Genomic DNA, 12,709 nt, shown 5'->3' with positions numbered 1-12,709 from the left:
CGGCGGCTACCGAAGGCTCAGGCGACCTTGTTGCGGCGACGTTGGACGGCGCGGCGGCCGACGCCCTGTTGCAGGAGTGGGATGTTCTGGGAAGGCACCGGCCGCGAGAAAACATAGCCCTGTACCAGATCGGTGCTGCGATGTTTGTTGAGTAGAGCGAGCTGCTCGTCAGTCTCGACACCTTCGATGACGATCTTCAGACCGAGTTCCCGGGCGAGATTGACCGTCCCTCGCAGCAGCTTGAGGCGGCGAGTATCCTCGACGATATTCCGCACGAAGGAGCGGTCGATTTTGACGATATCGAGCGGCAGCGTGTCGAGATAACTGAGGCTGGAGAAGCCGGTGCCGAAATCGTCGATCGCAATGGTGATGCCGCGGGCTCTGAGTTCCGCCAGGATGGCGCGCACAGCCTGCGGCTCGTCGATCAGGCAGCTTTCGGTGACTTCGAGATGCAGCCGCGCCGCGTTGAGCCCGGAATGGGCAAGCGCGTCGGCGACCACCGACAAAATGTCGGCATCGCGCAAATCCCGTGCAGAGAGGTTAACCGAGACGGCGATGTGCTCCGGCCAGGTCATGCATTCGCTGCAGGCCTGCGACAGCACGAAACGGGTGATGTCGGAGATGATGCCCATATCCTCGGCGAGCCGAATGAAGACGTCGGGCGGGATCGAGCCCTTCTCCGGATGCACCCACCGCGCCAACGCCTCGGCGCATTCGATGCGCGAACCGTCAGCCCGGAACATCGGCTGAAAGACGAGGTGCAGCGCCTGCGCCGCGACCGCCTCGCGAAGGTCTGCTTTCAGCTTTTGCTGCTCGATATAGCGCCCGTCCATCTCGCGCTCGAAGCCTGATATGCCGCCCTTGAAGCGAGACTTGCTCTCGAACAGCGCAAGATCCGCCTTGACACTCCATTCGTCCATCGCAAAAGCGGAACTTTCCAGAATGGCGTAACCGGCACTAAGCGAAATGAGGAAGGTCAGCTCGTCGACTTCATAATGGCCCTGGATCCCAGCGTGCACGCGACGGATCTCGAGATCGAGTGAGGCCGGCTCCTTCGCATGCGGGAAGAACAGGATGAACTGGTCGCCCATCAACCGGCCGAGGATGGCGCTACCACAGACCTGTTTGATGCGGGCGGCGATGGCGCAAAGCAGATGGTCGCCGGTGACGTGACCGCGCATGTCGTTGACATGTTTGAACTCGTCGATATCGAGCACCATAAAGCCAAGCGGCCCCGATTTCCTCGGATTCTTGGCGAGATACTCCTGCACCAGCTGGCCGAAATATTCACGGTTGGGCAGGCCGGTCAGCGCATCGAAGCGGACCATGTGCATGATCTTCTGCTCGGCCTTCACACGGCTGGATACGTCTTCGAAGATCAGCACGGCGCCACCGTCAGCTCTGCGGCTGGCGGAGAATTCGAGCGACAGGGCCTCGGGAAAGTGAATGAGCATGCGCGACAAGTTGCCTTCGGCCACCTGGGTGAGCTGGCGCAGGATGAGCTCCGGCTGTGAGGCGTCCATGAAGCTGTAGCGTGCGCCATAGCGCAGCACGGCGCCAAGATCGCGGTCCTTCAGCCGCTCCGGCGCGCCGATTTTCAGCAGTTCGCAGGCCTTGCGGTTGACGACCTGGATGCGGTTTTCGTCATCGACCATGACGAGGCCATGCGGCATGTTGTTGAGCGCCGTGTCGAAACGGTCGGCGATGATGGTGATTTCCCGGCGCGCGATGACATTCTCGTACAGAAATTCGCGCACGCCGTTCGCCATCGCCCGCGTCGTCAGCCAGAAGGGGATGAGAAAGATCGACAGCACGCCGCGATAGAAGTCGAGCGCCAGCAGGCTGCCGACGATCATCGGCAGGCAGCAGAAGGCCGTCTGGAGGTCGACTGCGAAGCGCGAGCCGTAGTTGCGCCCGACAACGGAAACCATGGTCGCCATGGTGACGGAAATGCAGGCAAGCTCCGCAAAGGAATCGTGCACGACGAAGATAGCGTAGCCGCTGGCGATGCCGAGGAGTGCGGTGGTGCAGGATCCGGCGCCAACAAGAATCCGCTCCCAACGCTCGATTCCCGCGCGCGACAGGCTCTGCTTGTCGACATGATCGAACTGCCGGAAGATGGCCATGCGAGCGCTGAAGACCAGAAGGAAGGCAACCGACAGCAGGATGTAGATGGAGTATTGCGTCTTGGCAGCCACAGCAAGGCACGTCGCGACATGGACGATCACGCCGACAAGAAGCGTCATGCGGTTCCCGGAAAGGGAGCTCACAAACGACAAATACACATCAATAGGGACCCTGTTCGGGTTATCTGGCTTCATCCACACTTTCCCTGTGCGCGGGGATTCTAAGCTCAACCCTTTAAAAATTGATTTCAATCGAATCAAACATTTGGTCAAATTTTCTAAAACCAGCGGATGAACGCCGCAGCCTACGCGAGATCATGCATCCTCCTGGCGAGAATAAGGAAATAATTTATCCACGCTTAGGTTGTTAAAACATCGACGGCCGCCTGTTGCGACTTAGACTATGCTCTAGCCAGAGGCATTTATCCTTCCAATTTCAAAAGCCGTGGTCTACACCGATTCGAAAGAGGGAAAGCTGCCGAAAAATGGCAGGACAAGAACAAGGGAAACGAATGTCGACACTTCTGGCGGCAAGCCGGCTGATTGATTCGATCAGTCGCATCATGGGCAAACTTTCCGAATATATGGTCCTGTTCTGCTGTCTCATCAGCGCCGGTAATGCCATCGTTCGCTACACCTTCAACTACAGTTCGAACGGCTGGCTTGAGATCCAGTGGTACCTCTTTGCCTTCGTCGTCATGCTCGGCGCCTCGCATGCTCTGCGCAACAATGAGCACGTTCGTGTCGATCTGATTTATGGCGCAGTGTCCGACAAGGCGAAGATCTGGATCGACATTGTCGGCCTCATCCTGTTCCTCATCCCCGTCTGCGTCTTCCTCACCTGGCTCTGCTGGCCCTTCTTCGCGCTTTCCTACCGGCAGGGGGAAATTTCGGCCAATGCCGGCGGGCTGATCCGCTGGCCCGTAAAGCTGATCCTCGTCGCCGGCTTCGCGCTGCTTTCCCTCCAGGGCGTTTCCGAGCTGATCAAGCGGATCGCAGCGCTGACCGGCCAAATCAGCATCGACACCAAATACGAAAAGCCACTGCAGTAGCGCTCCCGGGAGGAACGGATTTGTTTGACTTCGGCATCATTCCGCCGGCCATGTTCCTGGGCATGGTCATCTTCATGCTCTACGGCTTTCCGGTCGCCTTTTCACTCGCGGCCGTCGGCCTGTTCTTCGGCATCATCGGCATCGTCACCGGCCATTTCAGCGAAGCCTTTCTGCAAGCGCTGCCGCTGCGCTTTTTCGGCATCGTCTCCAACGACCTCTTGCTCGCCATTCCCTTCTTCACCTTCATGGGAGCGATATTGGAACGCTGCGGCCTTGCCGAGGATCTGCTCGAAGGCACCGGGAAGCTCTTCGGCGGCGTTCCCGGCGGCCTCGCCTATGCCGTCATCCTCGTCGGCGCCGTGCTCGGCGCCATCACCGGCACGGTAGCCGCCTCCGTCATTACCATGGGGGTGATCTCGCTGCCGATCATGCTGCGCTACGGCTACAGCCCGCGCCTTGCCACCGGCGTCATCGCCGCTTCTGGCACCATCACCCAGGTGATCCCGCCCTCGCTCGTGCTCGTCGTTCTCGCCGACCAGCTTGGCAGATCGGTCGGCGACATGTATCTCGGCGCCATCGGCCCCTCGATCCTGCAGGTGACGATTTTCGTGCTCTTCATCCTGGTGATGTCGATCATCCAGCCGAAATCGATGCCGCCGCTGCCGAAAGAGGTGCGCGGCGACTTCAACTGGGCGCTTTTGGCGAAAGTGCTGATGGGCATGGTTCCCTCAATCGTGCTGATCTTCCTCGTGCTCGGTACGATTTTTATGGGCCTTGCGACACCGACGGAAGCCGGCGCGCTCGGCGTCGTCGGCGCCATGGCGCTGGCAGCCATGAACCGCCGTCTCACCTGGCCGCTAATCCGCGAAGCAATGACATCGACCACGCATATTACATCAATGGTGGTGATGATCCTGGTCGGCTCCACCTGCTTCAGCCTGGTCTTCCAGGGCATGGATGGTTCGCGGTGGATCGAGCACATGCTGTCGGGCATCCCCGGCGGCCCGGTCGGTTTCCTGATCTTCGTCAACATCTTCATCTTCGTGCTGGCTTTCTTTCTCGATTTCTTCGAGATCGCTTTCATCGTCATTCCAATGCTCGCGCCCGTTGCCTCCAGCCTTGGGATCGACCTGATTTGGTTCGGTGTCCTGATCTGCGTCAACATGCAGACCAGCTTCATGCATCCGCCTTTCGGCTTCGCTCTGTTCTACCTCCGCTCGATCGCCAGCAAGGACGTCAAGACCTCCGATATCTACATGGGCGCGCTGCCCTGGGTCGGCATGCAGATTATTCTGGTTGCGATCGTGATCTTCTGGCCGCAATCGGTCACCTACTGGCTGGACCATGGCCCCAAGGTCGATCCGAACTCGATCAAGATCGAAGTGCCGGGATTTGGCGGCCAGCTCGGCCTGCCGCCGGTCGGCGGCGGCAACGGCTCGCCGCAGATACCGGGCCTCACCCTGCCGCCGCTGAACGGCCTGCCGGGAGCCCCGCCCGCGCCTGCCAAATAGCCAAACAAAAACAAACCCCGGATCAACGATCCGGGGTTTTTCTTGCATTCGCCTAAAGCGTCGATGTCGGTCGCGGAAAGCCTAAAGCTTCCCGGCCCGCTGCTGGATCATCATGAACGTATCGAAGGTGTATTCCGAAAGCTGCATCCACAGATAAGCGTCGCGCTTGAAGGCGGTCTGATCCTCGTAGATCTTCTTGAAATACTGGTTGTTGGCCGAGATTTCGCCGTAGATGCCCATTGCCGCCTGGAAGCAGGCTTCCATGATCTCCTGGCTGAACGGGCGCAACGTCGCACCCTCGGCAACGAGTTGTTTCAGCGCCGTCGGGTTTTTCATGTCGTATTTCGCCAGCATGTTGGTGTTGGCGAAGGCGCAGGCGTCGGTGAGCGCTGCCTGATAGTGCTTCGGCAGGTTGCTCCATTTATCCAGATTGAAGAAGGCGTGTACCGTCGGGCCGCCTTCCCACCAGCCCGGGTAATAGTAGTATTTGGCCACCTTGTGGAAGCCGAGCTTCAGGTCGTCATAGGGGCCGACAAATTCCGCCGCATCGATCGTGCCCTTTTCGAGCGCCGGGTAGATGTCGCCGCCGGCGATCTGCTGTGGGACGACGCCGACCTTCTCCATGATGCGTCCGGCAAGGCCGGCAATGCGCATCTTCACGCCCTTCAGATCGTCAAGCGTGTTGATTTCCTTACGGAACCAGCCGCCCATCTGTGCACCGGTATTGCCGGCCGGCAGGGCATACATGCCCTGCGTGGCGTAGAACTCGTTCATCAGCGTATTGCCATTGCCTTCGTAGAACCAGGCGTTGGTCAGGCGGCTGTTCAATCCAAACGGGATGGCTGTTCCGAAGGCATAGGCCGGATCCTTGCCGACGAAATAATAGGAGGTGGTGTGGGCTGCCTCGACCGTACCGGCGGCCACGGCATCGACAGCCTGCAGGCCCGGCACGACTTCACCGGCCGCGAAAGGCTGGATGGTGAAATTGCCATCAGTCGCAGCGGCAACATGTTTGGCGATGTCTTCGGCACCGCCATAGATCGTATCCAGGCTCTTCGGAAACGAAGACGTCATGCGCCAAGCGATCTTCGGATTCTCTTGCGCGATCGCAGGCGCCGCCAGCGCCGTTGCGGCAACCGCGCCGGCACTGGCGGTTCCCGCCTTCTTGAAAAACGAACGACGATCCATCAAAAAACCTCCCGTACAGATGGCACTGCGCGGCCAATCCATCCCTACCCGCAGCGAGGGCAGAGCTAAGCATGGAGAGGGCCGCGATTCAAGCTTTAGTCTATTAGCCTTTGGCATCAGGATAGCAATAGGGAGCGCGCGAGGCGTCCATCAAAATCAGCAGCTTAGCGCGAGCCGCGGAGCCGCGGCGCCGTTTGCGGTGCAATTGGTCGTCGGACAAAGCCAGGCGTTGACTCCACCGCCGTTCTGGCGGCAAAAACGACGAGCAGAAGATTTTACCGGTGCAAACATGACGAAACCAATCGTTGCCATTCCTGCCGATATCCGCAGCTTCGACGGCGCGACCTGGCATGCCGTGCAGCATCAATATGTCGGTGCCGCATTGAATGCGGCCGGCGTCATGGCCTTCGTGATCCCCGCCTTCGAGGCAGGCTACGATCCCGACGCGGTGCTCGACCGCGTCGATGGTCTGCTGGTATCAGGCTCGGCCAGCAATGTGCATCCCTCACTCTATGGCGCCGAGGCGACTGATAGGGACGGCCCCTTCGACCCCGCCCGCGACGCCACCAGTTTGCCGCTGATCCGCCGCGCCATCGACCGTGCCATCCCGCTGCTTGCCATCTGCCGCGGCATTCAGGAACTGAATGTCGCTCTCGGCGGCTCGCTGGCAAGCGAGATCCATGAGCAGCCCGGCATCTGGGATCATCGCCGGCCGGAAGGGGTCGACCGTGACGGCATGTATGCCATCCGCCAGACCGTCCATGTCAAGGAAGGCTCCTGCATAGCAGGCATTCTCGGTTCAGGCGATATCCGCGTGAATTCGCTGCATCGCCAGGCGATCGCCAGAACCGCACCGCGCCTGCAGGTGGAAGCCATCGCCGAAGACGGCACCGTGGAAGCCGTTTCCGTCATCGACGCCAGGGCCTTCGCCGTCGGCGTGCAATGGCATCCGGAATATTGGGCCGAAACCGACAAGGCGTCGAACAAGCTGTTTGCCGCCTTCGGCGACGCCGTCCGCAGCTACGCCGGCGGCAAACGTCCGGTTATCACGGCACCGGCGACCGCCTAGGAGGCAGTCGAGCTCAGCCGCGCTGAATTTTTTGCGGCGTCTCCGGCACCGGCGTCAGCGCTGCCCCTTTCTCGAACCAGGCGATGAGATTGTCGGCAACCAGATCGGCCATCGCCATGCGCGTGGGCACGGAGGCCGAGGCAACGTGCGGCAGCAGCACCGCATTGGCCGGTTCCAGCAGGCCGGACGGCACGCTCGGCTCTTCGTAGAAGACGTCGAGGCCGGCCGCACCGAGCGCGCCTGATGCGAGGGCGGCACTCAGCGCCTCTTCGTCGACGGTCCAGCCGCGGCCGACATTGACGAGAACCCCATCCGGACCGAGAGCGGCCAGGACATCGGCGTCGATCGTCTTATGCGTCTGCGGCGTCTTCGGAACGATGGCGATGAGCGTGTCCACCGCCTCAGCCAATCCCTTCAACGTCGGGTGATAATCGTAGGGCGCCTCCGTATGGCGCGAACGCGTGTGATAACTGATCTTCACCTTGAACGGTTCCAGCCGCTTGGCGATCTCAAGACCGATGCGGCCTAGGCCGTAGAGCCCGACATGGCGGCCCTTGAGCGAGAAGCGTGACAGCGGATAAGCCGTGCCCGGCTTCCAATTGCCGGCACGCAGCCAGGCTTCAGCCCGCGGCAGCTCGCGGATCGTGTTCAGGAGCAGGCCGATCGCCGTATCGGCAACCTCGTCGTTCAAAACGTCTGGCGTATTGGTGACGACGATGCCCTTTTCGACTGCACGCTTCACATCCATGCCGTCATAACCGACGCCGAAACTGGCGATCACTTCGACACCAGGCAAATGGTCCATCCAGGCGCCGGGAAAAGCGCCGGAGACGGCAACGCCGCGGATGCGGCCCGCGGTCTCGCTGTCGAGCGCCAGCTTTTCCTCGCGGGCGACAGCAATGATCTCAAAACGATCCTTCAGCCTTTCGAGAACACGCTCGTGTATCTTCCCAGGAACGAGAATGGCGATGCGGGACATGGCTTTTCCTCTTGGACGGGGTCTGGTTCAGGCGCGGGGCCGATGGGGGCTGGTCGACTGGCGGATGCGCATTTCCGGCTTGATGAGATGCATGCCGTCAGGTTCGTGGCTGCCGGCAAGACGATCGAGAAGTGCGCGCGCAGCCAGACGGCCGACTTCGGTCTGGCCGTTCCAGACGGTCGTCAACGCCGGCGTGGCGATCGAGGCTTCCTCGAGATCGTCATAACCGGTGACGGAAATATCGCGGCCCGGCACCAGACCGGCGCGGGCTATGCCATTCATCAGGCCGATCGCGACGAGATCGTTCCAGCAGACCGCCGCCGTCGGCTTCTGCGGCAGCGAGAGGAAATGCACCGCGGCCTCGAAACCGCCCTGCTTCGAGCGGGGCCCGGGAATGCGCAGATTCGGATCGACTTCGATGCCCGCCTTGCGCAGGGCGTTGACATAGCCCTGGTAGCGGTCGCGGCCGGTGGATGTCTGGTCCGTGCCGCCGATCATGGCGATCGAGCGGTGACCGAGACCGATCAGGTGGTTGGTGGCGAGCGAGATGCCGTAGCTGTCGTCGCCGCGATAGGTCGGCAGTTCCAGACCGTCCATCGAGCGGGCGACGAGGATCGCCGGCATGCCGTTTTCTTCCGCCAGCTGCAGATCTTCCGGCGGCGTGCCGATCGCCGGCGACATGATGACGCCGTCGCCGCCAAGCTGCAGGAGCGTCTCGATGAAAGTCCGTTGCTTTTCGACATTGTCGTAATGATTAGAGAGAATGAAGGTGTGGCGGCTGCGATCGAGCTCGCTTTCGATCGCCTTCAGGATCTCGCCGTAGAAGGGATTCATGATGTCGTGCACGACGACACCGATGATGCCCGAGCGTGAGGTGCGCAGGCTGGCGGCACGCCGGTTGTAGATATAGCCAAGCGCGCGCGCCTGCTCCTTGATCTTCTCCCGCGTATTGCCGGCCACCAGCGGGCTGTCGCGCAAGGCGAGCGATACGGTCGCTGTTGAAATGCCGAGCGTTTCGGCGATTGTCGATAGCTTGATCTTCTGGACCACGTGTCCTCCTCCAGGCAGCACGCAAGACAGCAAGACCGCACGGCAACCGGCGCGGTCCCCTTAAAATGTTTAATTAAAAGATTTAACCGGCGGAGGCAATTCGTCTTTCAGGAGAAATTTCAGTCTTCGTCCGGTTCTTCGATACCATGCGCTTCGGCTTGCAGATTGGCGTCGATCGCCTTCAGCAGGCGAACCAGATTGCGGATTTCCTTTTCTGAAAATTCCTGCGTCGCCAGTCTGTCACAGGCCGAGGCCGCCATTTCGATCGCCCGCACGCTGTCACGGCCGAGCGCAGTGAGATAGACCTTGGTGAGGCGCGCATCCTCGGCATCGGGCTTGCGCTCGAGAAAGCCCTGCGCCTCCATGCGGCCGATCGTCCGCGTCATCGTCGGCGCCTTAACCCCGAGCTTTTGCGCAAGGCCGCCCGCCGTCATACCGTCGCTCTCGGCAAGCGAGAGAATGACGCCGTCCTGGCCGGCATAGAGACCGCTTTCGAACAGGTTGCGCGAGAGCACCGTGCGCATCGAACGGGCCGCCTGGGTGAGCGCCGGAGAAAGATCGACGAGCGTGTACTCCGTCTGGTCCTTCTTCTTGGACTTGCTCTTCTTGCCGTCCTTATGCTTCTTTCCCATAGCCATCCCTTTGATCTTTAAGCCCCGACGCCGCTGCGATATGACATTGCCCATGATCTCGTCATAAACAAGAGGCAACGACCGGATGATGACGCCTTCGCCCCGCTTCGACGACAGCGGCTCGGTCCGTGCCTCCGGCGCAGGCCGCCCGATCGCCCTGCTGCCGCTCGGTGCCCATGAGCAGCATGGCCCTCACCTGCCCTTCGAAACCGACACGCTAATTGCCGACGGCATCGCCGGAAGATTGAAGAAGGCCCTGCCCGCCGGACTGTCGGTCACCTTCCTGCCCACTGAATCGGTGGGCTATTCCGTAGAACATATGGATGTTGAAGGAACGAAGACGCTCGCCTTCGACGAAGCGGTCAACCGCTGGCTCGGCATTGCCGAAGGGCTGGCGAAGAGAGACATTCGCAAATTCGTGATGCTGAACGCCCATGGCGGCAATTCGCCTCTGATATCGGTCGTCGCGACCGAGGCGCGGGTCCGCTTTGCCATGCTGGCGGTGGCGACGAGCTGGACCCGCTTCGGCCTGCCGGATGGCGTGATTGCGCCGGAGGAAAAGGCGATCGGCATCCATGGCGGCGATATCGAGACCTCGGTCATGCTGGCGCTTCACCCGGACAAGGTAGACATGGCTAAGGCTGAGGATTTTTCCTCGCGGCAGACGGAATTCGCCACCCGCTTCAAGCACCTGCGCGCCTACGGCCAGCATGCCTTTGGCTGGAAGATGTCGGACATCAACGAACAAGGCGTGGCTGGCAATGCCGCGGCTGCGACGGCCGAAAAGGGCGAGGCGCTGATTGCCCATGCGGTGAAGGGGCTGGTGGAACTTTTGGAGGATGTCGATGCATTCGACGTCGGCGAACTCCGTTGAAAAAGCGATCGTCTGCATCGGGCGGCGACGTGATCTTATAACATATAAAATCCTTTGAACTGCGGTGCCCATGCCATTATATGAGACCAACCGCTCAAAGGCCGATCCCTAGCCGTTCGGCCGTACGCCTAATTTAGAGGTTCTCATGACCGACGCGATCTCCACCCAGAAGCCTATTCCCGTCACCGTGCTCACCGGTTATCTCGGTGCCGGCAAGACGACCTTGCTCAACCGCATCCTCTCCGAAAACCACGGCAAGAAATATGCGGTCATCGTCAACGAGTTCGGCGAAATCGGCATCGATAACGACCTGATCGTCGAATCGGATGAAGAAATCTACGAGATGAACAATGGCTGCGTCTGTTGCACGGTGCGCGGCGACCTGATCCGCGTCGTCGAAGGCCTGATGCGCCGCCCCGGCCGTTTCGACGGCATCATCGTCGAGACGACGGGCCTTGCCGATCCGGTACCCGTCGCTCAGACTTTCTTCATGGACGACGACGTGCGCGCCAAGACCGAGCTCGACGCCGTCATCGCGCTTGTCGACGCCAAGCACCTGCCGCTGCGCCTGAAGGACAGCCGTGAGGCCGAGGACCAGATCGCCTTCGCCGACGTCGTCGTCATCAACAAGAGCGACCTCGTCACCCCGGAAGAACTGGATGTGATCGAAGACATCGTCCGCGCCATCAACCCGGCCGCCCGCGTCTACAAGACCAGCCGCTCCGGCGTCGACCTCGCCCGCGTGCTCGATCAGGGCGCCTTCAACCTGGAGCGCGCGCTCGAAAACGATCCACACTTTCTAGAACACGGCCATGACGACCATGTCTGCGGCCCGGATTGCGATCACGACCATCATCATGATCACCACCATCATTACCACGATCACGATCATCATCACCACGGCCCAATGTCGGCGATCCACGATGTGACGGTGCAGTCGGTGTCGCTGCGGGGCGGCGAGATGAACCCGGAGCGCTTCTTCCCGTGGATCCAGAAGGTCACTCAGATGCAGGGGCCGAACATTCTTCGCCTCAAGGGTATCATCGCCTTCAAGGACGACCCCCAGCGTTACGTCGTTCAGGGCGTGCACATGATCATCGAAGGCGATCACCAGCGTCCGTGGAAGGAAGGCGAGAAGCATGAAAGCCGTCTTGTCTTCATCGGCCGCGATCTCGACCGCGAAAAGCTCGAGGCTTCCTTCAAAGCCTGCGAGGCAGCCGCCTGATGCCCACAGTTGCACCGCTTGATCTCGACGGCCACGTTCTGGCCGTCGAATTTTTAGGTGATGTCCCCTTCTTCGCAAGCGCAAACGGCACGTTTCACCGGCTGGACGGCGGCGAGAAGGTTTCAGAAGCCCATCAGGGCATGCTCACCGCAATCCGCGATCCCTATAGTGACAGCCTGATCTCGGGCGGCGAGGACGGCAAGGTCCTGCGCATCGCCGCCGACGGCAGCGTCAGCGAACTCGCGACCGCGCCGCGCAAATGGATCTCGCAGGTCGCGGCCGGGCCCCAGGGCGCCATCGCCTATTCCTATGGCAAGAGTACGCTCGTGCGTCTTGCCGACGGCACGACCAAGGAATTCCCGGAGGAGCGCACGGTCGAAGGCATCGCCTTCGCGCCGAAGGGTCTGCGCATCGCCGCCGCCCGTTACAACGGCGTGTCGCTCCACTGGGTCGGCATGAGCGCCAAACCGGTCGATCTCGAATGGAAAGGCGCGCACACCGGCGTGACCTTCTCGCCGGATGGCAACTTTCTCGTCACCTCGATGCAGGAAAACGCGCTGCACGGCTGGAAGCTCGACAGCAAGCCCGGCGCCGAGGCCCGGCACATGCGCATGACCGGCTATCCCGCCAAGGTGAAATCCCTCTCCTGGTCGGTCAAGGGCAAATGGCTCGCCTCCTCGGGGGCGCCGGCTGCCATCGTCTGGCCTTTCCAAGGCAAGGACGGGCCGATGGGCAAGGCACCGCTGGAGCTCGGCACCCGCGCCAACATCTTGGCGACCTCGGTGAAGTTCCATCCGCTGGAGGATATCCTCGCCATCGGCTTCGTCGACGGCATGATCCTCGCTGTACGCGTTGCCGACAACAAGGAAGCGCTGCTGCGCCGCCCCGGCAAGGGCGCAATCACGGCGATGAGCTGGAGCGCAAACGGCAAGCTGCTCGCCTTCGCCTCGGAAGCCGGCGATTGCGGCGTCATCGATATCTCGGCTTGAGGCCGCGTTGCTGA

The 12,709-nt window shown here is 61.0% G+C and carries 11 protein-coding genes; 6 read left to right on the top strand and 5 right to left on the bottom strand.

Annotation, left to right across the window (positions count from 1 at the left end; all coding sequences use genetic code 11):
- Positions 1-17: 17 nt before the first annotated feature.
- Positions 18-2,321: an EAL domain-containing protein gene (locus FHT70_RS02505; RefSeq protein WP_183698685.1), complete on the bottom strand. Its 2,304-nt coding sequence runs from the start codon at positions 2,319-2,321 to the stop codon at positions 18-20.
- Positions 2,322-2,638: 317 nt separating this feature from the next.
- Here FHT70_RS02505 and FHT70_RS02500 point away from each other — a divergent pair, with 317 nt between their 5' ends.
- Together FHT70_RS02500 and FHT70_RS02495 are read left to right on the top strand one after the other, a co-directional pair.
- Positions 2,639-3,178: a TRAP transporter small permease subunit gene (locus FHT70_RS02500; RefSeq protein WP_085779491.1), complete on the top strand. Its 540-nt coding sequence runs from the start codon at positions 2,639-2,641 to the stop codon at positions 3,176-3,178.
- Positions 3,179-3,198: 20 nt separating this feature from the next.
- Entirely contained in the window at positions 3,199-4,689 is a 1,491-nt protein-coding gene (locus FHT70_RS02495) for a TRAP transporter large permease subunit (RefSeq protein WP_183698683.1), read from the top strand.
- Between the two features lie 81 nt (positions 4,690-4,770).
- Here FHT70_RS02495 and FHT70_RS02490 read toward each other — a convergent pair whose 3' ends face one another.
- Positions 4,771-5,877 (bottom strand): TRAP transporter substrate-binding protein, encoded by a 1,107-nt coding sequence (locus FHT70_RS02490; RefSeq protein WP_064804998.1) that lies wholly within the window; start codon positions 5,875-5,877, stop codon positions 4,771-4,773.
- 289 nt (positions 5,878-6,166) lie between these two features.
- Between FHT70_RS02490 and FHT70_RS02485 the strand changes: the two genes are divergently transcribed.
- Positions 6,167-6,946, top strand: coding sequence for a gamma-glutamyl-gamma-aminobutyrate hydrolase family protein (locus FHT70_RS02485; RefSeq protein ID WP_183698681.1), 780 nt, complete (start codon positions 6,167-6,169; stop codon positions 6,944-6,946).
- A gap of 13 nt (positions 6,947-6,959) precedes the next feature.
- Here FHT70_RS02485 and FHT70_RS02480 read toward each other — a convergent pair whose 3' ends face one another.
- The 3 genes from FHT70_RS02480 to FHT70_RS02470 all read right to left on the bottom strand — a co-directional run bounded on the left by FHT70_RS02480 (position 6,960) and on the right by FHT70_RS02470 (position 9,607).
- Positions 6,960-7,925, bottom strand: coding sequence for a 2-hydroxyacid dehydrogenase (locus FHT70_RS02480; protein ID WP_183698680.1), 966 nt, complete (start codon positions 7,923-7,925; stop codon positions 6,960-6,962).
- A 27-nt stretch (positions 7,926-7,952) separates the two neighbouring features.
- Entirely contained in the window at positions 7,953-8,975 is a 1,023-nt protein-coding gene (locus tag FHT70_RS02475; RefSeq protein WP_020922290.1) for a LacI family DNA-binding transcriptional regulator, read from the bottom strand.
- A 119-nt stretch (positions 8,976-9,094) separates the two neighbouring features.
- Positions 9,095-9,607, bottom strand: a complete 513-nt coding sequence (locus FHT70_RS02470; RefSeq protein WP_183698678.1) for a MarR family winged helix-turn-helix transcriptional regulator — start codon at positions 9,605-9,607, stop codon at positions 9,095-9,097.
- 85 nt (positions 9,608-9,692) lie between these two features.
- Between FHT70_RS02470 and FHT70_RS02465 the strand changes: the two genes are divergently transcribed.
- The 3 genes from FHT70_RS02465 to FHT70_RS02455 all read left to right on the top strand — a co-directional run bounded on the left by FHT70_RS02465 (position 9,693) and on the right by FHT70_RS02455 (position 12,695).
- Positions 9,693-10,481: a creatininase family protein gene (locus FHT70_RS02465; RefSeq protein WP_183698676.1), complete on the top strand. Its 789-nt coding sequence runs from the start codon at positions 9,693-9,695 to the stop codon at positions 10,479-10,481.
- 145 nt (positions 10,482-10,626) lie between these two features.
- Positions 10,627-11,706, top strand: a complete 1,080-nt coding sequence (locus FHT70_RS02460; RefSeq protein WP_183698674.1) for a GTP-binding protein — start codon at positions 10,627-10,629, stop codon at positions 11,704-11,706.
- Positions 11,706-12,695 carry a WD40 repeat domain-containing protein gene (locus FHT70_RS02455; RefSeq protein WP_183698671.1) on the top strand — a complete coding sequence of 330 codons (990 nt, stop codon included), beginning with the start codon at positions 11,706-11,708 and terminating at the stop codon, positions 12,693-12,695. Before FHT70_RS02460 ends, FHT70_RS02455 begins: the two co-directional genes overlap by 1 nt.
- Positions 12,696-12,709 lie beyond the last annotated feature (14 nt).

The sequence above is a fragment of the Rhizobium sp. BK049 genome (assembly GCF_014193135.1).
Lineage (GTDB): Bacteria > Pseudomonadota > Alphaproteobacteria > Rhizobiales > Rhizobiaceae > Rhizobium.
The sequence above is the reverse complement of the archived record's forward strand: the minus strand, read 5'-3'. Positions and strand labels throughout refer to the sequence as shown.

Bases quoted from the DNA above. Each gene is read 5' to 3' on its own strand.
- FHT70_RS02505 (WP_183698685.1), bottom strand. From the start codon at position 2,321: ATGAAGCCAGATAACCCGAACAGGGTCCCTATTGATGTGTATTTGTCG.
- FHT70_RS02460 (WP_183698674.1), top strand. From the start codon at position 10,627: ATGACCGACGCGATCTCCACCCAGAAGCCTATTCCCGTCACCGTGCTC.
- FHT70_RS02500 (WP_085779491.1), top strand. From the start codon at position 2,639: ATGTCGACACTTCTGGCGGCAAGCCGGCTGATTGATTCGATCAGTCGC.
- FHT70_RS02490 (WP_064804998.1), bottom strand. From the start codon at position 5,877: ATGGATCGTCGTTCGTTTTTCAAGAAGGCGGGAACCGCCAGTGCCGGC.
- FHT70_RS02465 (WP_183698676.1), top strand. From the start codon at position 9,693: ATGATGACGCCTTCGCCCCGCTTCGACGACAGCGGCTCGGTCCGTGCC.
- FHT70_RS02480 (WP_183698680.1), bottom strand. From the start codon at position 7,925: ATGTCCCGCATCGCCATTCTCGTTCCTGGGAAGATACACGAGCGTGTT.
- FHT70_RS02485 (WP_183698681.1), top strand. From the start codon at position 6,167: ATGACGAAACCAATCGTTGCCATTCCTGCCGATATCCGCAGCTTCGAC.
- FHT70_RS02455 (WP_183698671.1), top strand. From the start codon at position 11,706: ATGCCCACAGTTGCACCGCTTGATCTCGACGGCCACGTTCTGGCCGTC.
- FHT70_RS02470 (WP_183698678.1), bottom strand. From the start codon at position 9,607: ATGGGAAAGAAGCATAAGGACGGCAAGAAGAGCAAGTCCAAGAAGAAG.